Below are 22,668 nucleotides of genomic sequence, written 5' to 3' on the forward strand. Positions count from 1 at the left end.
GTAATTCCTAGAGGTAGACACTTTTTTTCTGAAAATACAAAAGCGGACTCTCAGGAATCCGCTTTTTGCGTACAATTTATTATCTATACATCCATTATTTTTAGATTTTCTGATATTATGAGTTCCGCAGCAGTAGTTGATCTAACTTCTTCAACTGTTGTATCTTTATGAATTTCAATAAGTCTTCCTGTTCCAGCACTTGTTCCTATATAAGAAGCTATAACCTTTTTATAAATAAATGTAATAATTTAAATCTAAAGATATATTTATATAAATGACAAACAGTCAAGCTAATAACAATAAGAATAACGCCTTATGGAAATAAACTACAGGAAAATGCATTAGACAAATAAATAAAATATGCAAGATTTTATATGTAAAATCTTTAACATGTGTGCTATAATTTGTACATCACGTTATCTAGCAATAAAAGTACTAGGAGGATTATAATGTATAATTTAAAAAATTTTTCTGAAACTGAAGTAAGCGTACTGTTAGAAGAGATATTACAAAGACATGATACTATTTGCAAATGTGAAAAGTGTAAATTGGATATTAAGGCTTTATCATTAAATGCCTTGTCCACAAAATATATTGTTTCTGAGCAAGGTGAAATATATACTAAAGCACTAAATGAGGTTGACAAGCAGGAACAAATTAATGTTGTCATGGCTATTACAAAAGCTATTGATGTAGTATCTGCTAATCCGAAGCATTAGATAGTTCTGATAGTGGTTTAGGTAAATGTTTACATAAAAATCGATTTTAACTCTTCATAAACAATTTCATAAAAAACACCCTATAAAGTGGACACTTAAGGCCTGCTTTATAGGGTATTTTTGTGTACTTGATCATTAAGTTGAAAGCATATAGTGATAGTATAAATAGTTTATAATGAGTATGAAATCTCTCCGAAGTGATTTTCAATACGAGACGCTGAAACTATTAAATTCCATTTAGAAATTCTTCTTTTGCGAATATAAAATTCTCGTAAGCCTGCCAGGACGGCAGGCTAGCGAAACCGAGGCAGGACGCCGAGTTTGAGCGCTAGAGAATTTTATATGAGCAAAAGATTAGAATTACTTAATGGAATTTCTTGTTTTTAGTTCGTTTGCAAAGCACGTAGGAGAAATTTCATCCCTTTAGTATGTTTATTTTGTGCTTTGAAGTTTTCTTATGATTATCTCTTTCATTTCTGCTAGTTTATTTTCTGCTATTTCTAAAGTTTTCCCCTTAGAATACATGTATATTTTAATTTTTGGTTCTGTACCTGAAGGCCTTACAGCATACCAACTCTCATCCTCAAAATAGAATTTAAGTACATTAGATACTGGAATTCCACTAGACTGCTCTGTGCCGAGAGTTATATCATAAGATTTTTCTATTTCGTAATCAATGTATTTAACTAGCTTTGCTCCGCCTAAAGTCTTTGGATTATCTTTTCTGTATTCTTCCATCATTCTAGAAATTCTTTTTTGTCCTTCTATACCTTCTAAAACTATAGATATTAGATTTTCTCTATAATACCCAAATTCCTCGTAAATCTCATTTAGTATATCTATTAGAGTTTTCCCTTGAGATTTATAATAGGCTGCTGCTTCACATAAAAGCATGGAAGATATTACCCCATCTTTGTCACGAACGAAAGTACCAGCAACATATCCAATGCTTTCTTCATATCCAAAGATAAATTCATTGCTATTGTCCCTCTTAAAATCAGGAATTTTACCACAAATGTTTTTGAAACCTGTTAGTACTTCAAAGGTTTCTACACCGTATTTTTTCGCTATAGCCTTGCCTAAATCCCCTGTTACTATGGATTTTACTATGGCTGCGTTCTTTGGAAGTGTTCCTTTTTCCTTCATTCCCTCTACTACATATTTTATGAGTATTGCTCCTGTTTGATTACCATTAAATGCAACATATTCACCATCTTTATCTCTAACCATTATGGCAAGTCTATCACAATCTGGGTCTGTAGCTATAAGTAACTCTGCTGCTTCTTTTTTCCCAAGAGCCTTGGCATATTTAAAGGCTTTTACATCCTCTGGATTTGGATATCCAACTGTGGTAAAATCTGGATCTGGATTTTCTTGTTCTGGTACCACTATTATATTTGTAAATCCTCGTTCCTTTAGTACGCGCCTTACAGGTACATTTCCTGTTCCGTTTAGAGGTGTGTAAACAATTTTTATATCTTTATCTATGTCTTCTCTTATAGCTAAACCTTTTACTTTTTCAAAGTACTCATCATCCATGGCTTTTCCAAGCATTACTATTAAGCCTTTTTCCTTAGCCTCTGACATATCCATAAACTTTATAGCACTAAAGTCTGAAATACTCTGAATTTTTTTTGTTATATCCGTAGCTATTGATGACAAAATTTGCGCACCATCTTCCCAATATACTTTGTATCCATTGTATTCACGAGGATTATGGCTGGCAGTTACTACGATTCCTGATGCAGTATGTAATCTTCTTACTGCATAAGATAATTCTGGAGTAGGTCTTAGCTGCTCAAATAAATAAGCTTTTATTCCATTCGCTGCTAAAACTTGTGCTGCTGTAGCTGCAAATTCCTCGGAAAAATGTCTACAGTCGTATGCTATAGCTACGCCCCTATCCATATACTCTTTGCCATAACCTTTAATATAATCTGCAAGTCCTTGAGTCGCTCTTGAAATAATATATATGTTCATTCGGTTAAGTCCTGCGCCTAATTTCCCTCTTAGACCCGCAGTTCCAAACTCTAAATCCATGTAAAACCTATCTTGAATTTCTTTAGGGTCTTCTGCTATTGACCTTAATTCTTCTCTAGTTTTTTCATCAAAGTATTCATTGTTTAACCATTCTTCATATTTTTTCATATAAGTCATCTTAACTCACACCTTTCCAAATCATTAATATTATATAACATTATACATTATTATCTAAGTTTTTTAAACAAGACTTTTATAGGGACAGAGCTGAAGCATGATTTTTTTTGAAGCAGTAATTTAACTTAAAATTATAAATTACTATTACTATTTGTGATTCGCAGATTTTTTTATATAATATTGCTGATAAAATAAGCTTCAATTCATTTTCATAGTTCACTTTTGGTAATAAACTGAACGCCAAAAAGACCCTCGCTAAAGAGCACTATAAATATTTACATACATTAAATTCATACTAATCACCAAGGGCATACGCCCTTAATCAATAATGAAAATTTCATTACCAACTAATCTACTAGTCTCCACTGGTACCTATTGTCTTTTGCTATTGCCGACAGGCGTATTTTATTAAGAATATCTCCTGTACATGCTTTGAAAATAAAAGTTATTAATCCTCTTATGCCTAGCTGCATAACCTTTTTTGCTAGAAATTCACTGTTTACAAGTAACACATTTATGAATCTACCTATTTTCATAAGATGGTGAAATCCAACCATAGCATTCCAATTGTAGGAAAAGCAGTGTTCATATTGATATCCTTGATGTTTCACCACAAGAAAATTATTTTCAATTTTCCATCGATAGCGTCCGATCTTAATACACCGATTTTCTACATTACTTTTAGTAAGCTCTTTACCAGATATCCATACATATCTAGCTGATTTTAGTTCAGTTTTACCAGTAGTTCTGCTTGTTTCTTCCCAAGTCTCTTTGCAAGTTACTGCGTGTAGCATTGTTTTGCTTCTGCCGTTATCACCATATGTATACTCAACATCATTAATCCACCTATAAACCTGATTTCTAGATTCATAATTATACTTAATTGTATTCTCAGGAGTAAGCCTTATAAGTCCCATCATTTCTTTCCAAGTATTTCTCATTGATCCTTCCTTGAATACAAGCATAAAGTCCCATCCATAATCACGGCAGATTTTTATTACAGGTCCACAAGCATAAAGACCATCCATTGTTACTGTAATTTTGAGTTTTGGAAACCTTGCCTTTACTTTTTTAGAAAACCGATAAAAAGCTTTGCGTTCACAGTCTTGTTTATCAGCGCTAACATCTTTATACTCCTCATTGTTTAAAAATTCGCTCATTAATGGCAAAGTTATTCCATTATTAAAAATAACCACTGACTCTAAAACGTATACATAGAATTGTTCTTGTTTTTCTTTACCAACATGACGCTCCAAACATTCCTGTGACCATTTTTCATTTCTCATGAATTTTTGAGTACCATCTATGGCTATGACATATCTTTTATTTATTAAATGATTTTTAAATTTCTTCTTTTTAACAAGTTCTTCAAATAACACTAACATGCTTTCTTCTATTTCTTCCACCTTTATTTTCTCTAAAAGTCTGCTCAAGGTATCTGAATGGGGCATAGTTTCAAAATCTGGGAACATAGCATTCATATTATCAAAAAATATTGGTAAACTCATTTCTTTATTGGCATTTCTTAATGAAGACACATTGTATACGAACATGAATATTCCATATATCATAAGTACTGTTAAACTATGTTTTATTTTCTTTGTTTGTCTAGGATCTTTGATTTTACTCATTCTTTTAAGAAGTAATGGTAGCACTCTACGATAAACCTTTAAGGCTGCTTCTGTGGTTTCCTGTCTATCCATCATTTCTTCTTCAGCTGTGTTATAGCTGCATTTTTTATTAGCTATATTTTTTTTCTTTCTATAATCTTGCCTTGAAATAATAACTCCTTTGGCTTCTAACTCTTTGTTTTTAACTTCTTTTTCCTGTTCCCTTTTTTTCTGTCGTTCCTCTGCTCTACTCATCAGGATTCACCACCTTGCATGGTTTAAGTCCCTTAAGACAATCTTTAAAATCCTTTTGGAGTGGATACATATAGATAGCTTTGGGAGGTAATAACATCTCTGTATTTTTGTCCATTCTGCCACGCCCTTTGGTATGACCTAGATATGTCCAGTTCGAAGCTTTATAACATGTACCCGCAAATTGAGAGGTATCTACAAAGGTCTCTAATAACACTGGCGAATAACAATATTCTCTGAGCCAATCTTTTTGAATTTGTTTTATGGATAAAGCTAACGCTTTACTTGCTAAATTTTTGATATTAACCCAAGGAAATATTAAAAATCTACTGTTATTCAGTATAAAATGAAGTCTTACATTTTTATCTTCGATACTCCATCCTATCCATTCATCACGTGATTTAAGTGCCCACGCTGACGCGGAAAATTGAAGACACCCAAGCTTCTTGTCTCCACTTTTAACAAAATAGTATAATCTAGAACCAAATACTTGCTTATCTCCTAACATATGATAATCATTAACATATTTTCGCCACAGTTTCAATTGGGCTCCGGCTCTTGCAATCTCTAAGTTTATTGGCTCAAAATCTTTTAGGTCTCCTATTATAGGAGTGATATCTATATCAAAGTCCGGTATTATTGATACTGATACTTTTTTTGACTTAATAATTACAGGTGGCAATTCAATAATTTCAGCTTTTTCTAACTCCACTAGAAATGCTACGCATTGAGGTGTTTTGGCCCTTCCAGCTGGCGTAGTCCAGTTTAGAAACTCGCATACAGTGCCTGCTAATTCTCTTCTTGATAAATGAGAATATTTATTTCTTGTCCATTTGATAAGTTCTATATCTTCAGAAGTGAAATTTCGTCCGGAGGATGCCATGATAATTTTGTCCATATTGTGCCCCACCTACCTTTCCAATGTTATCATAACATTTGAGCTATAGTATTGTCCAGGGGCATTTAAGAAAAAGTTTTTCAAAAAAAAACTTATAGCCCTTGATATACAAGGGCTATATTTTTATGCTTCAGGTCTGTTATAGGGACGGTTAACAACTAATTAATTTTTAATTAGTTGTTAACCGTCCCCATTGTTTTTTGATGATTAATAATAAAAAGTTCTTAAATGTCCCCATGCTTTTTTTGGCTTAGTTTTACTGGCTAAAAAATTCTATAGATTTGAGTAGTACAAAAACAAATGATTATAGCAATGACTGTTGGCATTAATATAGATAATATTGTCCATTTTATACTACCTGTTTCTTTTTTGATAGTCCATATTGTTGTAGCACAAGGAAAGTGTAGTAGTGAAAATAACATGGTGTTTATTAAGGTTAAGTAAGTCCACCCATTATTAAGCAAAATTTCTCGAAGCTGACTTATACTTTCAAACTGAAGCATGGATCCTTTAGATAGGTATGCCATTAAAAGAATAGGAAGTACGATTTCATTTGCTGGAAACCCTAAAATAAAAGCTATTAAGATAAAACCGTCTAAGCCTATGGCCTTAGCAAAAGGATTTAGAAAATTTGCTACATGAGCTAGTATGCTTATATCTCCGATTATTACATTTCCAAGAATATAGGTTATAGCACCAGCAGGTATAGCTACAATTATGGCTCTTCCTAGCACAAACATGGTTCTATCAATTATAGAGGTATATAGTACTCTTCCTACTTGAGGTTTTCTATAGGGTGGTAGCTCTAGGGTAAAACTTGAGGGCATGCCTTTTAGTATTGTTTTTGATAGTGCATAGGATGTTAGTAATGTCATTCCTATACCTATAAGCACTAAAACTACTACCATTAGCGCAGCTATAATAGAGCTAGTAGTTGAGGAAAAACTCACACCTACAAACACCATGGATAGTGCTATTAAAGCGGGAAATCTTCCATTACAGGGCACAAAATTGTTGGTTACTATTGCTATAAGCCTCTCTCTTGGAGATTCAATTATCCTACAAGCTATTACGCCACAAGCATTACAACCAAATCCCATACACATGGTTAGTGCCTGTTTGCCATGGCAACAAGCTTTTTTAAAGACGTGGTCTAAATTAAAACATATTCTAGGCAGATATCCACTATCCTCTAGAAGTGTAAATATAGGAAAAAATATTGCCATAGGTGGAAGCATTACAGATACTACCCATGCAAAAGTTCGATATACACCTAGTACTAAAAGGTTATTTAGCCAAAGGGGAACTTGAATATATATAAAGAATAATCCAATCTTTGCTTCTATCCAAAATAAGAATTTCGCTATAAGCTGTGATGGGTAATTTGCTCCCTGAATTGTAAGCCAAAATATCACTGCAAGTATTAGTATCATTATGGGTATACCAGTTTTTTTAGAGGTGACTATGTCATCAATCTTTTGCTCCGATAACATTCTTTCAGTGTCTTTTGTAACGGTTTTTCTAGTTATGTCCTCTGCTGTTTTATAAATGGTGGATACAATTGTGTCTCTTACATTCTTATTGTTTTTGTTTCTAAAAAGTTTAGTTTTTTCTAGAACTACTTTTATATTTATGTCTTCCTTTAGGTTCAATAAATACACCTTCCATTAATTGCTGGTGTAGGCATCTTCAAAGGAATAACTAGTAAATATACTAGTCTATTTCTTTAGATGCCTAAGTCATAATCTAAAAATTTACCTATAGAATTTATTAGAGATTCATCTCCATCTAAAAGTCTTAGTGCAAGCCATTTAATGTTAATTTCATCCATAAAAATTGAATATAGCATTGGGGTGAGTTGCTTAAGCTCCTCTTCAATATCTGTAGGGTATTGAATTTGTAATGGACAGGTATGAATTTTATTAGTGCATAAATCATATATGCTATCTTTCAAAATATTCATACCTATATTACTTCTAGCAGTAGTTGGTACCACCGGAATACCTAATTCTTTTGATAAGTCCTCAATATTTATTCTTATCTTTTTGCTTTTAGCCTCATCCATAAGATTTACACAAGCCACTACATTACCCGTAATCTCAAGAACCTGCAAAAGTAAATTTAAATTTCTCTCAATACAGGTGGCATCCAGAACCACCACTGTTACATCTGGCTTTCCAAAACATATGAAGTCTCTAGCGACTATTTCTTCTACAGAACTTGCGAGAAGAGAATAAGTGCCTGGTAAATCCACAATAATAAACTCTTTATCCTTATGGGCATATTTCCCTTGAGAGTTTACTACAGTTTTGCCTGGCCAATTTCCTGTATGCTGATGAAGTCCCGTTAGTGCATTGAAAACTGTGCTTTTACCTGTATTTGGATTTCCTGCAAGTGCAATTACGTAATCCTCTTCCTTTGTCTTTTCTATATTAAACAGGTCCTTTAGCCCTTGCTTAGTACTAGAAGTGTGAGTTAGCCCCATATTTCTTCTCCCTTTCTATTGCTTTTGGTATATTTCAGCAAACAATTTTTATCATTTCAGAGCTGCACTATATGTGTCTCACCATAATGTTTTTTGCCTCTTCTTCTCTTAGTGCAATGCAAGTATCTCTTATGAGATAGGCGGTAGGATCTCCAAAGGGACTCTGCCTAAGTACATGTATAATAGTGTTTGGCACTATACCTAAATCAAGCATTCGTTGTCTTGATAAGCCTTTTGAAATCAATTCTACTACTTCGACTTTTTTGCCTACAGCAATGTCTGTTAATTTAGCTGTTCTATTCTCCATTTTTTCACCTACTTTACTAATATAAGGTATCTAGGCACAGGATAAAGATGGTAGTATATTTATTAAAATGTGCCCTTGCTTTATATTATGAGATTAAAGGTAAAATCGACACTTAAAATAAAAAAAGTATATACTATGTAAATTAATTTACATAGTATATACTTTTTTGAGATAACAAAATATATCTCTTATATTTTTACTTAAGTTGTATGTGAAATCTATATTTAATTTCACAATTTACTTGGTGTATCTGTCCACTTATTATTTTTGAGCGTCATATATCATCTTGGATACTTGTGCAATAGTTTCATCTGCATTTGGAAGTTCCTCTGTAAAAACCACAAGAATGTATGGATCATCCTTACTTACAATGGCAATATCATTTACACACTCACCAAAGTCACCTATTTTATGAGCTACAATTCCCTTCGGAATGTACTTATCTATCCTATCATGGTAGTCTGTTTTTTTCATGGTTTCAATCAAATCACTATAGTATTTATTATTATCAAGATTTAAATATAATTTCTCTAAAATTTTAAAAGAATCCTTTGGTGTAGTATTATTTTCACTATGCACTGTAGGATGCCCAACGATTTTTTCGATATACTTACATTTATTTTCATCGCCGACTTTTCTTAAAATCATATTTATAGCTATATTGTCCGAATAAATTATTGAATAGTCACTTAAGGTCTTGAGTTCAATAGGTTTACTTAAATCTGTTCCTTGAAGTTCTCCTGCACCCTCTTCATAATCGCATTCTTTAAATATTAATTTTTCATTTATATCAATTTTTCCTTCTTGAATCATATCATACATAAGCATATTTATAGGTACTTTTATTGTGCTAGCTGCTACAAACTGCTTGTCTTGATTTATTTCAATAAAATTTTCAGACTCTATGTCATAGTAAACCAATCCAACTTTATTTATATTGCTTCCTAAAAATGTTCTAATCCCCTTTTCTAAGTCCTTTAACTGAGCCTGTTTCTTAGAATTTTCTTCTACCTTGATTTGATTGTAGTCTAATGATTGTTTATAATCTAGATCTCCATAGTCAATTTTAGATATGGGTTTGGATATTCCATAATTATTACTTTTATTATTGGTAGAAATATAATGAAGCGTAGCAATACTTCTGCTGGCCCCTACCGGCTGTTTGCTTAAGTAAGTCGTTGCAACGAGTGCTATTATTATTGCTATGGAAATGACAATTTCCTTACCTTTCATCTGACCATTCCCCCTTGTACTACGCTGTTAAAGATGTCCATTATTATTGTTATCTCTTTAAAATTCTTTTACTATAAAAATATACTAATTATATGTCGTTTTAATGACAATTTTGTTAACAATCTATGAACTTATTTTCTCACCTTTATAAACTTGGGTACGGTTAACAATTATGTATATATAAGGATGGGGACGGTTAACAATTATATATATTTAAAAAAATAAAATTATTACTACTTTCATCTTCATAAAATCTTCATGCCAGGTGCTTATAATTTAAATTAGTTATTATTATTAAAAAAAAAGGTGTAGTATGAGTAATAAAAAACAAAAAATCAAAGTTTACAATATGACCTGTAATTCCTGTGAAAAAAGAATTGAAAAGGCATTAATGAATATATCTGGAGTTACTAATGTATTAGGTGATTACAAAAGCGAAAGTGTATTTTTAGAGTATGACGATGAAATCTGCGACATTGTACAAATTAAAGAAAAAATCTCAAAACTTGGCTATAGTAACGAGACTTCTGGTAATTTAAAACTTATTGGCCTCCTAATAATAGTTCTTGCAATTTTTCTTTTAAGTAAGGCTGGAAATAGCTTTGACATGGATTCTAAGCTTAAGAATGCTTCCTATTTCGTTTTATTTATAGTAGGTATTTTCACCGCCCTGCACTGCGTTGGTATGTGCGGTGGCATAATGTTATCTCAAAGTATTTCAACAGGAGATAAGAATAAGTTTCAGGCTTTAAAACCTGCTATATTTTATAATCTTGGCAGAGTTATATCCTATACTATTCTTGGTGGAATTGTTGGAGCTCTAGGCTCTGTTTTTTCTCTTACTTTAACTTTTAAAGCTAGTCTTCAAGTTTTGACTGGAATTTTTATGATTATTATGGGTTTGAATATGTCTGGTTACAGTCTTTTTAGAAAACTCAACATAAAATTACCTTGGTCTGCCTGTAATATTAAAAAAAGTGGAAAGACTCCTTTTGTTGTTGGTATTTTGAATGGTTTTATGCCTTGTGGGCCGCTCCAAACCATGCAAATATATGCCCTTGGAACAGGTAGTGCTATAATCGGTGCCACTTCAATGTTTATATTTGCGCTTGGAACAGTACCTCTAATGCTTGGCTTTGGAGCCATTTCTGGTCTTTTAAGTAAGGATCATACTAAGCAGCTTGTAAAGTTCGGAGGAATTCTTATAGTTGTTCTTGGGCTTATTATGGGTAATAGAGGACTCGCTCTTGCTGGTATTAATTTGTCACCTATGGCTTTTGTAAATACTGCTTCTAGGCAGGCGGCTTCTCCTACAAATGGTTCAAAAGCCACTATTGAAAATGGAGTTCAAGTAATAAAAATGACTGCTAATGCTGATGGATACACTCCTAATGTATTTTATGTACAAAAGAATGTACCTGTTAAGTGGATAATAAATGGAGAGCTACTCACCTCCTGTAATAATTCAATTGTGGCACCTTCTTTAAATGTAGAAAAGAAATTAGCATCCGGTGAAAATGTGATAAATTTTACCCCAGGAGATAAAGATATAAACTTTAGCTGTTGGATGGGTATGATAAATGGAGTAATTAAGGTAGTAGATGATGTTAGGGCTATAGATACTTCTAAATCCACAGGTAATGTTCCACCAGTAGCATCCGATGGAAGTTGTTGTTCTCCTGGTGGTAATGAGTAAACAAACAGACAGGGACGGTTAACAACTATTTAATCATTATCTTAAAAATATGAATATCATCTCCACCCTTAGGCAATAATTTTAAGAAAAGCTTATGAGTAGGGGTGATTTTTTATGGCAAGAAAGGCAAGATTAAAAACAGCTGATGCTATATTTCATATTATGTGCAAAAGTATCAGCGAGGTAGATTTATATAGGAATTCTGAAGATAAGGAAAAGTATTTATCGCTTGTTAAGAAGTATAAAAAACTTTTTAATGTTAAAATTTACGGGTACTGCCTTATGGATAACCATGCACATTTATTGGTTGATGCTAATGGAGCAGATATATCAAAAGTAATGCACGGAATAAATTTTTCATATGCAATGTACTTTAATAAAAAGTACAAAAGAGAAGGACATCTTTTTAAAGATAGGTTTAAGAGCAAAATAGTTGATAATGACCACTATTTGAAGACCGTATCGTTATATATACATAATAATCCTACAGATATTGGTGAATATAAAGACTGTCCTGAAAAATATTCTTTTTCTAGTTTGGGAATATATGTTGGTAAAAGACGTGACCTTTTCAACATAGTTGATTATGAATTTGTCATGGGGTTTTTCGGTAATGATCTTGATACTGCAAGAAAAAATTACTATAGCCTTGTTTTTGGATGCGACGACGAAAAATTAAAAGAAGAATTTGAATTCCAAGATGAAAAAACAGAATATAGAAGTGGAAGAAATGTACTTGTAAGAAAATTCATGTCTGAAGATATAATAGAATTTATAGCCTCAAAGATGAGTATATCAAAGATTCTACTTAATACTAAATACAGTAGAAAGCTTGTTCATGCAAAAGCATTAACAATTGTTCTAATGAGGAACCTGGGTAATTTTAAGTCCAGTGATATATCGGGCGTGCTTGGTAATATCACACAGGCTAGAATATCAAAATTAAGTAGCATAGGTATTGAATTAATTGGCTCTGACAAAAAATATGAAAGTATTATCGAGGATTTTATTAAATCCTATGCGTAGTCAGTATTTATTTATATGCTTTTTTATAATTTAAAACATGTAATTTGATGTTAGTCATTAAAATTCTTCTTGAATATTTAAGCAAACATATCTATTCCATAATCTGTTGTATTAACTAAAAAAATTAAAAGTGTTGATACTTATTTTTAATTTATTAATAGTGGACAAGCATTCAAAATAAATATTTATCTGTACTCTTAAGATAATTAAAATAAGCTACTAATAAGTGCATTTATAAATTAAAGGGTATAAGCTTTTTTTAAAAAAATTATACCCTCTCAAAAATAGAGTAAATAATTGTTAACCGTCCCTATACCTATTAAAATAAACAGTAACCACGCAACCCTTCCCTTCTTTACTTATAACATCTATGCTTGCCTTATGAAGGTTTAAGATGTTTTTTACAATGGTTAATCCTATTCCCATACCTTCTATTTCATGTCTACTTTTATCTGCTCTATACAATCTTTCAAATATATAAGGTAAGTCTTCATCACTAATGCCAATGCCTGTATCTTCTATTTTTAATATTACTTTTCTATCAGTTTCTTTTAAAGTGATAGAAATTTCACCTTGCTCTTTAGTAAACTTAACTGCATTTGAAAGTAAATTAATAATTACCTGTTTTATTTTATCTGTGTCCCCTAAAATGTTAAATTGTTTACTGGTATTACATTCTAAAGTCATGTTAAGATTTTTATTTTCAGTTATTAATTCAAATTCCTTTACAACTGAGGTTAGAGTGTCCTTCAAAGATATTTCTTCCAGGTTTAGAACTGTCTCTTCTCCTTCTACCTCTTTCAGGGCATTTAAACTATCTAAAAGCTTTCCAAATCTAATAACTTCTTCATTAAGATAAGTTAATCTTTCATTGTCTACGGGAAATATACCATCAATCATAGCTTCAAAATTATTTTGAAGAATATTAAGAGGGGTTCTAACTTCATGAGATATATCTGATATCAGCCTTTTTCTGAGTACATCCTGATGTTGAAGCTTTTCTCCCAGTGTATTTATGCTATTTCTTAAATCTTCAAGTTCTAAAATACTACTCTTCTCCTTTGACATTTCGTGATAATTTCCATTCGAAAGATGAACAGAAATTTTTGAAACCTGCCTAAGAGGAGTAGAGAATTGCTTCGAAATAAACAGACTAATTAATATTGTTATTAAAGTTGAAAGTATAACACTTAAAATAATACTTTCGTTTATTGAAACTTTGAAATTTACATCCTCTTGGGATAATATTACCGGAGCATATTGCCCTATTTCTACGTATCCTACAATTTTGTCTACAGGTTTTATTTGAAAAGTGCTTGTAGTATAAATCCCTTCATTTTTAACATGCATATTAACATTTGGATCTTGGGCCATATCCTTTGGATTCATTCCCCAAACTATCTTTTTATTTTCATCCTTAAGTGTAAGGCAATAATTACTCATATAAGCTTCATGCATAATTTCTATTCCTGATGTTTCATTCCACTTATTAGTTCTTTTATATACCTCTTCTAAATATTTTACTATTCTAGTATTCCTCTTATTTTGTATTTCCACTAAATACTTATCAAAGGTCCTTGATATTGCTATGTTTACCAAAAGGGTGGCTATGAAAAGTACTAATATAGAGGTGCACACTAAAATAATACTTAATCTTTTTCTTATGCTTTGCATAAATTAGTCACCACCAAATTTATAACCAATTCTAGTTACGGTTACTATATATTTAGGGTTCCTACTATCCTCTTCTATCTTTTTACGTATATTTTTAATATGTACATCTATTGTTCTATCAAATCCTTGAAAATCTATTCCCATAATCCTTTCAATGAGCTGTTCCCTAGTAAATACTTTACCCACATTAGATGAAAGAATATATACTATATCAAATTCATTTGGTGTAAGTGCTATTTCTGTGCCACGTACCTTAACTATCCTTTTCTCATAATTAATTTCTAAATCTCCATTATTATAAACTTTTGTTTCAGACTCATGTACATTAAGCCTTCTAAATAATGCATTTACTCTTGCAGTTAGTTCTCGTGGACTGAAAGGCTTAATTAGATACTCATCTGCTCCAAGGTTTAATCCTTCTATCCTATCATCTAATGTACTCTTTGCTGTAAGCATAAATATGTGGACTTCGGAAATTTTTCTAAAAATACTACACACCTCTTCACCAGCTATGTCTGGTAGCATTAAATCCAATATAACTAAGCTGAATGGTATTTTCTCGAAAAGTTTTATTCCTTCCATACCCTTTGTAGTACAATAAACCCCATATCCAGCTTTTTCAAGATATGCTTTTAGTATTTCTGAAACCTTTTCCTCATCTTCAATAATTAATATATTGTCCATGTTTAATTCTCCTTTGTTTAAATTAATTGTTAACCGTCCCCAAGCTATTCATCTATAATTTTCTCTCAGGATTATATTCCCATAATATTTAGCATAGAATATGAATATATATTCTTTTCATCTTATAATTGCTAAATTTTAAGGAGTTGATCTAATGAAAGTTAAATTCTGCAAGCATAATAAATGGAATGATGCTGTTATTACTATGATAACTGAAACTCATCCTAATATAAAGATATCCATAAAAAAATGTTTTGGAAAATGTCATAAATGTAAGTCTCATCCTATAGCCATGGTGGGCAAGGAACTATTAGTGGGTGTTGATGAAGAGGATTTATATAATACTATAATCAGTAAATTATTAATCCCTTAGGTGCCTCAAAATAAATAACAAGTCAATATACTTAGCATTTTGACTTGCTATTTATTAAAATGTGCCTTAAAGAGTAGATATTTTCTAATTTAATCGTCTAGCGGTTATATAATCGCCTCTCGTCATAGGTGAAACTTTAATTACATCTCCTGTGCGAGGAGAATGAATGTAATTATTATTACCAGCGTAAATACCTGTATGCTCAGGCTTGTCTCCAATTCCAAAAAACACCAAATCACCTGGTTGAAGATCACTTTTAGATACTCCTATACCATCATTTATTTGATCATATGTGGATCTTCCCACCGATATTCCAAAATGCCTATATACGTATTGCGTAAATCCTGAGCAATCAAACCCAGTGGAAGGTGATGTACCACCCCATATATATGGTATTCCAATGAAGTTAGAAGCATAGCTTATTATAGAATCTTTTGATAAATTAGTGGCTCCCCTTGAGGACGTATATTTATCTACTGATTTTTCTATGCTTTGATTTACTAATACTTGCTCTTTACCGCTCCTAGTTATAAGGTTATTTTCCTTGATATCTAACTGAGTTATCAATTTGTTTTGTGATTCTTTATCCAAGATTATCTTGTCTAACTTTAGCTTGTTATCTACCTGCAAATTAAGTAATGCAGCCTTTGTATTATTTAGACAATGCTGCTTTTCATTTAATTTATTTTGGATTGCTTCAAACTCACCCATTACTTTTTTGTCAAACTTTATTATGATTCTTACATTCTCTACCCTTGATATAAAATCTCCAAAGCTCTCTGCATTTAGTAAAACACTAGTATATCCATCAAACCCGTTCATGTACATGGTTCGCATTCTAGCATCGAATAATTCTTGTTCCTTTTTCGCTTCATTTCCAACCTTATTTATCTCTTCTACAGCACTTTTAATTGCCTTTTCAGTTTGTAATATTTTAATTTTATTCTCCTCTGTTTTAGCCATGTTTTTTTCAATTTCATTATCATATTGTTCTATTTTTCTTTCAATTGTTTGACTTTCGGTTTGAGCTCTAGTTAGTGAATACTTCTGTGATTGTAACTTCCCATTTACTTTAACCATTAATGCATTTACATTTAAAGTGAAAATTAGAGTTGTCACAACTGCCATGTTTCTAAATACATGCTTCATTTTTACATCCCCCTCGTTCTTTTAGAATTTATAAATAAATCCTAGATAAAATGTATCAAAAACTCATATGTACTTTGTTAGCTTAACTTTATTTGCTTAATTATACATTTATGTATAATTATAGCATAATTATATTCTATTGAACATCCCTTATTATATTTATTATTTTTTTTAAAAAACAAAGAGCAGTGATTTCAAAAATCACTGCTCTTTGTTTTTTAATTATATGGTTTAATCCAATTAGTTTTTAAGAATTTTTCTTCGATTTCATCTGATGGTAGCGGTTTGCTAAAATAATAGCCTTGTATTTGATTACAGCCCATGCTTTGCAATAGTTTAATTTGTTCCTTTGTTTCTACTCCCTCTGCAATAACGTCTAAATCAATTTTTTGTGCAAGTTGTATTATCCCATCTACTATGGCTTTTTCTCTTTCATTTGTAACAATATTATCGATAAAGGACTTATCTATTTTCAGTGTATTTATAGGTAGCTGTTTTAAATAACTAAGAGAAGAATATCCTGTTCCAAAGTCATCTAAGGCAATTTTTATACCTAAGTCTCTAATTTCAGTAAGTAGTTTAACACTCTTTTCAAAATCTTTCATAAGAATACTTTCTGTAATTTCCAGTTCCACGAATCTTGTATTAACCTTTGTTTCAGTTATTATTCTTTTTAAATTTTCTTCAAATTTATCATTTTGAAGTTGAACTGCAGATAAATTTATTGCAATAGTATCATATAAGTACCCTTTACTTTTCCATAAATTATTTTGGAGGTAAACAGTTTTTATAATCCAATCACCCATAGGAATTATTAATCCACTTGCCTCTGCTACAGGTATAAACTCTGAGGGAGGTATTTTTCCAAGCTCAGTACTATTCCATCTTAAAAGCGCTTCAAATCCTTTTATTTTATTATTTATAATATCTATTTGTGGTTGATAATATATTTCAAACTCATTCTTTTCAAGTGCACGCCTTAAGCCTTTTTCTATTTCAACCCTTCTTACCACTATATCACTCATATTTTTATTAAAGAAAGAATATTTGGCTTTACCATTATATTTAGAACTATACATTGCAGTATCTGCATTTTTTAATAGTATATTGGTCTCATAACCATCATCCGGGAATACAGTAATGCCAATACTTGCTGAAGTGTATACTTGCTTACCAACTATGCTTATTTCACAATTCAATGAACTTAATAGTTTTTCGCATTGACAACTTATCTCTGAGTAATCCTCAATGTTTTTCATTAAAATAAAAAATTCATCTCCACCTACTCTTGAAACAAGATCCCCTTCTCTAATGGAAGCTTTAAGAGATATTGCAACATTTTTCAATAATTCATCTCCATAATCATGGCCTAAAGTATCATTAATTTCCTTAAAGTTATCTAAATCAATAAACAATACAGCATGTTTAGCTTCCTTATCTTTTGCTTTAATAATCTCACTCTCCAGGGTATTAATAAATAATTTCCTGTTAGGTATGTCTGTTAATATATCATAGTACTTCAATTTATTAATTTTATTTTCAAAATCCTTTTGTCCAGAAATATCTGTAACAGAGCCTGAAACTTTAGTTGCAAGACCATTTTTGTTTCTCAGACACTTGCCTCTAATTAAAACCCATTTATCTCCGCCACCATTATACTTTATTTTCAAACTGCTTTGGTAATATAATGTCTTCCCATTAATATGATTATTAAAATCATTTATTGCTATTTTTCTATCTTCATCTGCAACTAACTTAATTAAATCCCCCAGTGAAGTTATATCATCTTTGTCACATCCTGTAATATCACTAATTTTATCTGAAGAAAAAAACTCTTTAGTTATAAGGTCAACTTCAAATATAGCATCATTAGCTCCTTCTAAAGCTAGTTTATATCTTTCTTCACTTTTTTCAATTATTGCTTGTTTTTCATTTAATTCATCAAATTGTGCCCGAAGTTCCTCTTGTGCAGCTATTAATTGCTCATAGGTAGCTTGAATTTCCTGATAATTTTCTTTTATTGTATGAGATGAGGCCTTACTTTTCTTAGTAAATTCGTTAATTAAAAAATATATTATAAAAGATGATATTAAAACATAAGACCATCCTTTGATGGTTTGCATACGTACCATTAAAGATTTATTTTCAATAAGAATGTTTAAAATTCTATCTGAAAATAGTATCCAAAATCCACCAATTAAAGCATATACAATAGTTACTTTAAGTGGCATCTTTTTAAGTGCAACATCATCTTTAAACAACCAATCAATATTAAGTAACTCAATATTTGCCTTTAATTGTTTTTTTTCTATCTTATTCAAGTCAATTTTCTTTTCATTCACCTATATTCCTCCCATTAACACTTACAAAATAATTTATCCGTTTTATGTTTTATTTTAACATTATCCTTTATAATTATCGTAAAATTATGATTTTTATTAATAGTTTTTCACAATTTATATTATTTTTTTTATTCTTTCTTATATTTTCTATTTTTAATTGTCATAATACTGCAATTACTTAGTTTTACCATTAATTATGGCAAATATTATTATACAATATAAACCATAAAATTGTATATATTTATGTATAAATTATTTTTTTTAAATTTATCCTATATTTTAGTTAATATTGTTAATATTTATGTTTGTAACTTTATCGTAATGTATTATAATATAATATAGCGTATTATATTATATATCGATAAATTTTTTAACAAAGGAGCTCAAGAAATGAAAAGAAAAAATACTATTGCTACTATAATTTTCAGTATCTTATTTTTAGGTTCAATATATGTCCATTTTACAAATAATAATAGAATTAAAGATACTACAATCGAAAATAATTCTTTAAAAATTGAATTTCAGTCGCTAAAATCTGAAAATCAGACTCTAAAAAAGGTTAATAATCAGCTCCTTGAAACAAATGCTAAGGTTTCAGAAAAGGTTAATAAATTAAAACTTATTATAAATTAATATAATTAATTTAAGCAGATGAAAATAAAAAAAGGACGGTTTTACTATGAGAAATTCAAGAAAAAAGAAAAAAAGCTCATTACCACTTCTATTAGTGAAAATTTTCATTCTTACTATATTTGTTTCTTCAATTGTGAAAGCAGCTATTGGCGAAGTAACCGTTGTAAAAAGTGAAAATGAAACTACTAAATTACAACAAGAAATAACCCAAATGCAGTCCCATAATGAAAAGTTAAAATCAGAAAACAAAAATCTTCAAGACAAAATCAAAGAAAATGAACTATCTTATAAGGAAACCTCCCTTAAAGCAAAAATAGCTTATTTAACTTTTGATGACGGTCCATCAAAAAACACTTTAGAAATATTAAAAATCTTAAAACAATATGACATTAAGGCCACTTTCTTTGTAAATGGTCACCCTACTTTAAGAGATTTATATAAACAAATTGCTGATGGTGGACATGCTTTAGCTAACCATACTTATAGTCATGAATATAAAGATGTTTATACCTCCCCAGATAACTTTAATAATGATGTGAAAAAATTAGATACCTACCTTACTGAAATAACTGGCAAGGAGCCTAATCATATTTTAAGATATCCAGGTGGTTCCAATAATACTATCAGTCATAATTATGGTGGTAAAGAGATAATGACTGGTGTAATTAAAAAAATGACTATAGAAGGATATAAATATTTTGATTGGAATGTGGATTCCACTGATGCTTCTGCTTACCGTCAGGACAAAAATAAAATTGTACATGCTGTTCTAACTGAAAGTTCTCAAACAAAACATGCCATTATTTTAATGCATGATTTAGCACCAAAAACTACAACTGTACAGGCCTTACCAGAAATAATTGAAGGTCTTAAAAGTCAAGGATTTATCTTTGATGTACTTTCTAAGGATACTTATGCACCACAATTTAACGTAGTAAAATAACCAAATATAGTTATTTTTTAAAATGCATATAATAGTTTTAAACTAATATTATTGACACCTTGACATTTTTACCGCAAGTGCTATAATTACTTTAAATTAAATATTTTAACACTACGAAGAGAAAAGTAAGCCCTATCATGTTTACAGAGAGAGAATACATTAGCTGAAATTATTCTTAAATGTCCACTTTGCTGAAGACCACCTCTGAGTGACTCTAATAAAGTCCGGTAATTCCGTTATAATTAATAAGTGGTTTATTTTTATAAACAATTTGGGTGGAACCGCGGGAAATTATAATCTCGTCCCTTTTCTATAGTTAGAATTGGGATGAGGTTTTTTTGTTTTATAAAAAATATGTTTATAAAAACCTGTATAGGATTAATGAAGTGAACTTACAAGTTTAATAGTTCTCGCATAGATATATATTATCTATCACAAAAACTACTACTTAATTTAAAAGAAGGCATTCAGCCACAAGCCTAAAGGCATGCTGGTTTTCTACTAAAAATTCATAAAAAAAGAAGGGAGTAATATATATGATAAATATTAAATTAAAAGATGGGTCAATGAAATCTTATGAATCTGGAATGACTGTAATCGAAATTGCGAAAGATATTAGCGAGGGACTTGCAAGAGTTGCCTGTGCTGGAACTGTAAATGGTGAAACTGTAGACTTACGTTTCAAAATTACTGAGGACTCTGAACTTAGTATATTAACTTTTGATGATGAGGAAGGTAAAAGGGCCTTTAGACATAGCGCTACTCATATTTTAGCTCAAGCAGTAAAGAGATTATTCCCTAGTACAAAACTTGCCATCGGACCTGCTATAAATGGAGGTTTCTACTATGATTTTGATAAACAAGGTTCTTTCTCTGCAGATGAAATTAAAGAAATTGAAGTAGAAATGAAGAAAATTGTTAAGGAAGATTTACCAATAGAAAGATTTGAACTTAACCGTTCTGAAGCTATTGCTTTAATGGAAGAACAGGATGAAAATTTTAAAGTTCAATTAATCGAAGACCTGCCAGTGGATGCAGTTTTATCCTTTTATAAACATGGTGAATTTACAGATCTTTGTGCAGGTCCACATTTAATGTCTACAAAATATATAAAGGCCTTTAAACTTACTCAAGTTGCAGGAGCATACTGGAGAGGTAGCGAGAAAAATAAAATGCTCAGTCGTATATACGGAACTGCCTTCACAAAAAAATCTGATTTAGATGCTCATATACTTCAAGTGGAAGAAGCTAAAAAAAGAGACCATAACAAGCTTGGACGAGAATTAAAATTGTTTACAACGTCAGATGTTATAGGTCAAGGATTACCTCTACTTATGCCTAATGGTGCAAGGGTAATTCAACTGCTTGAACGTTTCGTTGAAGATGAAGAACAAAGAAGAGGCTACGTTATAACTAAGACTCCTCTTATGGCTAAGAGTGATTTATATAAAATGTCTGGTCACTGGGATCATTATAAAGATGGAATGTTTGTGCTTGGTGATGAATCTAAGGATGAGGACGTTATGGCACTTCGCCCAATGACATGCCCATTCCAATTTACAATTTTTAATTCTGATCAAAAGAGTTATAGAGACCTTCCAATTAGATATGCTGAAACTTCAACATTGTTTAGAAATGAGTCTTCTGGTGAAATGCATGGTCTTATCAGAGTACGTCAGTTCACTATTTCAGAGGGTCATTTAGTTGTTAGACCTGATCAATTAGAACAAGAATTTAAGGATGTTGTAGCTTTAATTAACTATTTCATGGAAACATTAGGACTCAAAGATGATATAACTTATAGATTCTCTAAAGGGGATCCAAATGATAAAGAAAAATATATCGACAACCCAAAAGCTTGGGAAGATACTGAAACTAAAATGAAGGATATATTAGACCATTTAGGAATAAACTATGAGACAGCTATTGGTGAAGCTGCATTCTACGGCCCTAAGCTTGATCTTCAAATCAAAAATGTTCATGGTAAAGAAGATACTATAATTACTGTACAAATTGACTTCGCACTACCAGAAAGATTTGACATGACTTATGTTGATAAAGATGGAGTTAAAAAGCGTCCATATGTTATCCATAGAACTTCTATTGGTTGCTACGAGCGAACACTTGCAATTTTAATAGAAAAATATGCCGGTGCTTTCCCAACTTGGCTTGCACCAATGCAAGTTAAAGTATTACCTATTTCTGAAAAGTATCATGATTATGCAGATAAGGTAGTAGCTAAGCTAAAGGCAGAGAACATTAGAGTAGAGGGAGACTATAGAGCAGAAAAAATCGGGTACAAAATCCGTGAAGCTCGCACGCAAAGAGCACCTTTCCTACTAATAGTTGGTGAAAAAGAAGCTGAGCTAAATGAAGTTTCTGTTAGAAGCCGCAGAAATGATGATGAAGGTTCAATTGCACTAGATTCCTTTATTGCACGAATTAAAAATGAAATAGAAACTAGACTATTATAATAATAAAAGCCAG

General features: G+C 31.1%; 17 protein-coding genes, 1 pseudogene and 1 other annotated feature. Of the genes and pseudogenes, 7 read left to right on the forward strand and 11 right to left on the reverse strand.

The genetic code is table 11. The features are described 5' to 3' along the window. Window positions 1-449: 449 nt before the first annotated feature. Window positions 450-719: a late competence development ComFB family protein gene (locus G9F70_RS22130; protein WP_164943933.1), complete on the forward strand. Its 270-nt coding sequence runs from the start codon at window positions 450-452 to the stop codon at window positions 717-719. A 432-nt stretch (window positions 720-1,151) separates the two neighbouring features. Here the strand turns inward: G9F70_RS22130 and G9F70_RS22135 are convergent, their stop codons facing one another. The 7 genes from G9F70_RS22135 to G9F70_RS22165 form a co-directional block, all read right to left on the reverse strand. After that, window positions 1,152-2,876, reverse strand: coding sequence for a phospho-sugar mutase (locus tag G9F70_RS22135; protein ID WP_164943932.1), 1,725 nt, complete (start codon window positions 2,874-2,876; stop codon window positions 1,152-1,154). Between the two features lie 347 nt (window positions 2,877-3,223). Beyond that, window positions 3,224-4,741, reverse strand: coding sequence for a transposase family protein (locus G9F70_RS22140; protein ID WP_164948081.1), 1,518 nt, complete (start codon window positions 4,739-4,741; stop codon window positions 3,224-3,226). Continuing rightward, window positions 4,734-5,636, reverse strand: coding sequence for a Druantia anti-phage system protein DruA (locus tag G9F70_RS22145; RefSeq protein ID WP_164948080.1), 903 nt, complete (start codon window positions 5,634-5,636; stop codon window positions 4,734-4,736). Before G9F70_RS22145 ends, G9F70_RS22140 begins: the two co-directional genes overlap by 8 nt. Before the next feature lie 263 nt (window positions 5,637-5,899). Continuing rightward, on the reverse strand, window positions 5,900-7,288 hold the full coding sequence (locus tag G9F70_RS27345; RefSeq protein WP_224617738.1) for a nucleoside recognition domain-containing protein: 1,389 nt from the start codon (window positions 7,286-7,288) through the stop codon (window positions 5,900-5,902). Between the two features lie 74 nt (window positions 7,289-7,362). Then, the gene (locus G9F70_RS27350; RefSeq protein WP_164946664.1) at window positions 7,363-8,121 is read right to left on the reverse strand and encodes a FeoB small GTPase domain-containing protein; all 759 of its coding nucleotides are present in this window, start codon (window positions 8,119-8,121) and stop codon (window positions 7,363-7,365) included. 67 nt (window positions 8,122-8,188) lie between these two features. After that, the gene (locus G9F70_RS22160; RefSeq protein ID WP_164946665.1) at window positions 8,189-8,428 is read right to left on the reverse strand and encodes a ferrous iron transport protein A; all 240 of its coding nucleotides are present in this window, start codon (window positions 8,426-8,428) and stop codon (window positions 8,189-8,191) included. A gap of 261 nt (window positions 8,429-8,689) precedes the next feature. Beyond that, window positions 8,690-9,661 (reverse strand): serine hydrolase, encoded by a 972-nt coding sequence (locus G9F70_RS22165; protein WP_164946666.1) that lies wholly within the window; start codon window positions 9,659-9,661, stop codon window positions 8,690-8,692. A 313-nt stretch (window positions 9,662-9,974) separates the two neighbouring features. On the opposite strand from G9F70_RS22165, the pseudogene G9F70_RS22170 reads away from it, so the two are divergent. Both G9F70_RS22170 and G9F70_RS22175 read left to right on the forward strand, forming a co-directional pair. Then, window positions 9,975-11,339 (forward strand): annotated as a pseudogene (locus G9F70_RS22170) (sulfite exporter TauE/SafE family protein); the annotation flags it as partial. Window positions 11,340-11,471: 132 nt separating this feature from the next. Beyond that, window positions 11,472-12,383, forward strand: coding sequence for a transposase (locus G9F70_RS22175; protein WP_164946668.1), 912 nt, complete (start codon window positions 11,472-11,474; stop codon window positions 12,381-12,383). A gap of 300 nt (window positions 12,384-12,683) precedes the next feature. On the opposite strand, the gene G9F70_RS22180 is transcribed toward G9F70_RS22175, so the two are convergent. Both G9F70_RS22180 and G9F70_RS22185 read right to left on the reverse strand, forming a co-directional pair. Next, window positions 12,684-14,057 carry a sensor histidine kinase gene (locus G9F70_RS22180; RefSeq protein WP_164946669.1) on the reverse strand — a complete coding sequence of 458 codons (1,374 nt, stop codon included), beginning with the start codon at window positions 14,055-14,057 and terminating at the stop codon, window positions 12,684-12,686. A gap of 3 nt (window positions 14,058-14,060) precedes the next feature. After that, window positions 14,061-14,741 (reverse strand): response regulator transcription factor, encoded by a 681-nt coding sequence (locus G9F70_RS22185; protein ID WP_164946670.1) that lies wholly within the window; start codon window positions 14,739-14,741, stop codon window positions 14,061-14,063. A gap of 154 nt (window positions 14,742-14,895) precedes the next feature. Here G9F70_RS22185 and G9F70_RS22190 point away from each other — a divergent pair, with 154 nt between their 5' ends. Continuing rightward, entirely contained in the window at window positions 14,896-15,114 is a 219-nt protein-coding gene (locus G9F70_RS22190; protein WP_125002434.1) for a DUF1450 domain-containing protein, read from the forward strand. 84 nt (window positions 15,115-15,198) lie between these two features. Here G9F70_RS22190 and G9F70_RS22195 read toward each other — a convergent pair whose 3' ends face one another. Then, a complete protein-coding gene (locus tag G9F70_RS22195) occupies window positions 15,199-16,263 on the reverse strand; it encodes an NlpC/P60 family protein (RefSeq protein ID WP_164946671.1) in 1,065 nt (354 codons plus the stop codon). 218 nt (window positions 16,264-16,481) lie between these two features. Beyond that, window positions 16,482-18,605 carry an EAL domain-containing protein gene (locus tag G9F70_RS22200; protein WP_164946672.1) on the reverse strand — a complete coding sequence of 708 codons (2,124 nt, stop codon included), beginning with the start codon at window positions 18,603-18,605 and terminating at the stop codon, window positions 16,482-16,484. Between the two features lie 390 nt (window positions 18,606-18,995). Here G9F70_RS22200 and G9F70_RS22205 point away from each other — a divergent pair, with 390 nt between their 5' ends. The 3 genes from G9F70_RS22205 to thrS all read left to right on the forward strand — a co-directional run bounded on the left by G9F70_RS22205 (window position 18,996) and on the right by thrS (window position 22,655). Continuing rightward, window positions 18,996-19,238 (forward strand): hypothetical protein, encoded by a 243-nt coding sequence (locus G9F70_RS22205; RefSeq protein ID WP_125002440.1) that lies wholly within the window; start codon window positions 18,996-18,998, stop codon window positions 19,236-19,238. A 46-nt stretch (window positions 19,239-19,284) separates the two neighbouring features. Continuing rightward, a complete protein-coding gene (locus tag G9F70_RS22210; RefSeq protein ID WP_164946673.1) occupies window positions 19,285-20,181 on the forward strand; it encodes a polysaccharide deacetylase family protein in 897 nt (298 codons plus the stop codon). Between the two features lie 104 nt (window positions 20,182-20,285). Then, window positions 20,286-20,491: a binding site (T-box leader), on the forward strand. A 226-nt stretch (window positions 20,492-20,717) separates the two neighbouring features. Then, window positions 20,718-22,655 (forward strand): threonine--tRNA ligase, encoded by a 1,938-nt coding sequence (gene thrS, locus G9F70_RS22215; protein WP_164946674.1) that lies wholly within the window; start codon window positions 20,718-20,720, stop codon window positions 22,653-22,655. Window positions 22,656-22,668 lie beyond the last annotated feature (13 nt).

Source organism: Clostridium sp. FP1 (genome assembly GCF_011065975.2).
Taxonomy (GTDB): domain Bacteria; phylum Bacillota; class Clostridia; order Clostridiales; family Clostridiaceae; genus Clostridium_AD; species Clostridium_AD tagluense.

Excerpts from the sequence above, each read along its gene's own strand:
- G9F70_RS22185 (WP_164946670.1), bottom strand. The coding sequence starts at position 14,741 with ATGGACAATATATTAATTATTGAAGATGAGGAAAAGGTTTCAGAAATA.
- G9F70_RS22140 (WP_164948081.1), bottom strand. The coding sequence starts at position 4,741 with ATGAGTAGAGCAGAGGAACGACAGAAAAAAAGGGAACAGGAAAAAGAA.
- G9F70_RS22145 (WP_164948080.1), bottom strand. The coding sequence starts at position 5,636 with ATGGACAAAATTATCATGGCATCCTCCGGACGAAATTTCACTTCTGAA.
- G9F70_RS22180 (WP_164946669.1), bottom strand. The coding sequence starts at position 14,057 with ATGCAAAGCATAAGAAAAAGATTAAGTATTATTTTAGTGTGCACCTCT.
- thrS (WP_164946674.1), top strand. The coding sequence starts at position 20,718 with ATGATAAATATTAAATTAAAAGATGGGTCAATGAAATCTTATGAATCT.
- G9F70_RS22210 (WP_164946673.1), top strand. The coding sequence starts at position 19,285 with ATGAGAAATTCAAGAAAAAAGAAAAAAAGCTCATTACCACTTCTATTA.
- G9F70_RS22190 (WP_125002434.1), top strand. The coding sequence starts at position 14,896 with ATGAAAGTTAAATTCTGCAAGCATAATAAATGGAATGATGCTGTTATT.
- G9F70_RS22135 (WP_164943932.1), bottom strand. The coding sequence starts at position 2,876 with ATGACTTATATGAAAAAATATGAAGAATGGTTAAACAATGAATACTTT.
- G9F70_RS22160 (WP_164946665.1), bottom strand. The coding sequence starts at position 8,428 with ATGGAGAATAGAACAGCTAAATTAACAGACATTGCTGTAGGCAAAAAA.
- G9F70_RS27350 (WP_164946664.1), bottom strand. The coding sequence starts at position 8,121 with ATGGGGCTAACTCACACTTCTAGTACTAAGCAAGGGCTAAAGGACCTG.
- G9F70_RS22130 (WP_164943933.1), top strand. The coding sequence starts at position 450 with ATGTATAATTTAAAAAATTTTTCTGAAACTGAAGTAAGCGTACTGTTA.
- G9F70_RS22205 (WP_125002440.1), top strand. The coding sequence starts at position 18,996 with ATGAAAAGAAAAAATACTATTGCTACTATAATTTTCAGTATCTTATTT.
- G9F70_RS22175 (WP_164946668.1), top strand. The coding sequence starts at position 11,472 with ATGGCAAGAAAGGCAAGATTAAAAACAGCTGATGCTATATTTCATATT.
- G9F70_RS22165 (WP_164946666.1), bottom strand. The coding sequence starts at position 9,661 with ATGAAAGGTAAGGAAATTGTCATTTCCATAGCAATAATAATAGCACTC.
- G9F70_RS22195 (WP_164946671.1), bottom strand. The coding sequence starts at position 16,263 with ATGAAGCATGTATTTAGAAACATGGCAGTTGTGACAACTCTAATTTTC.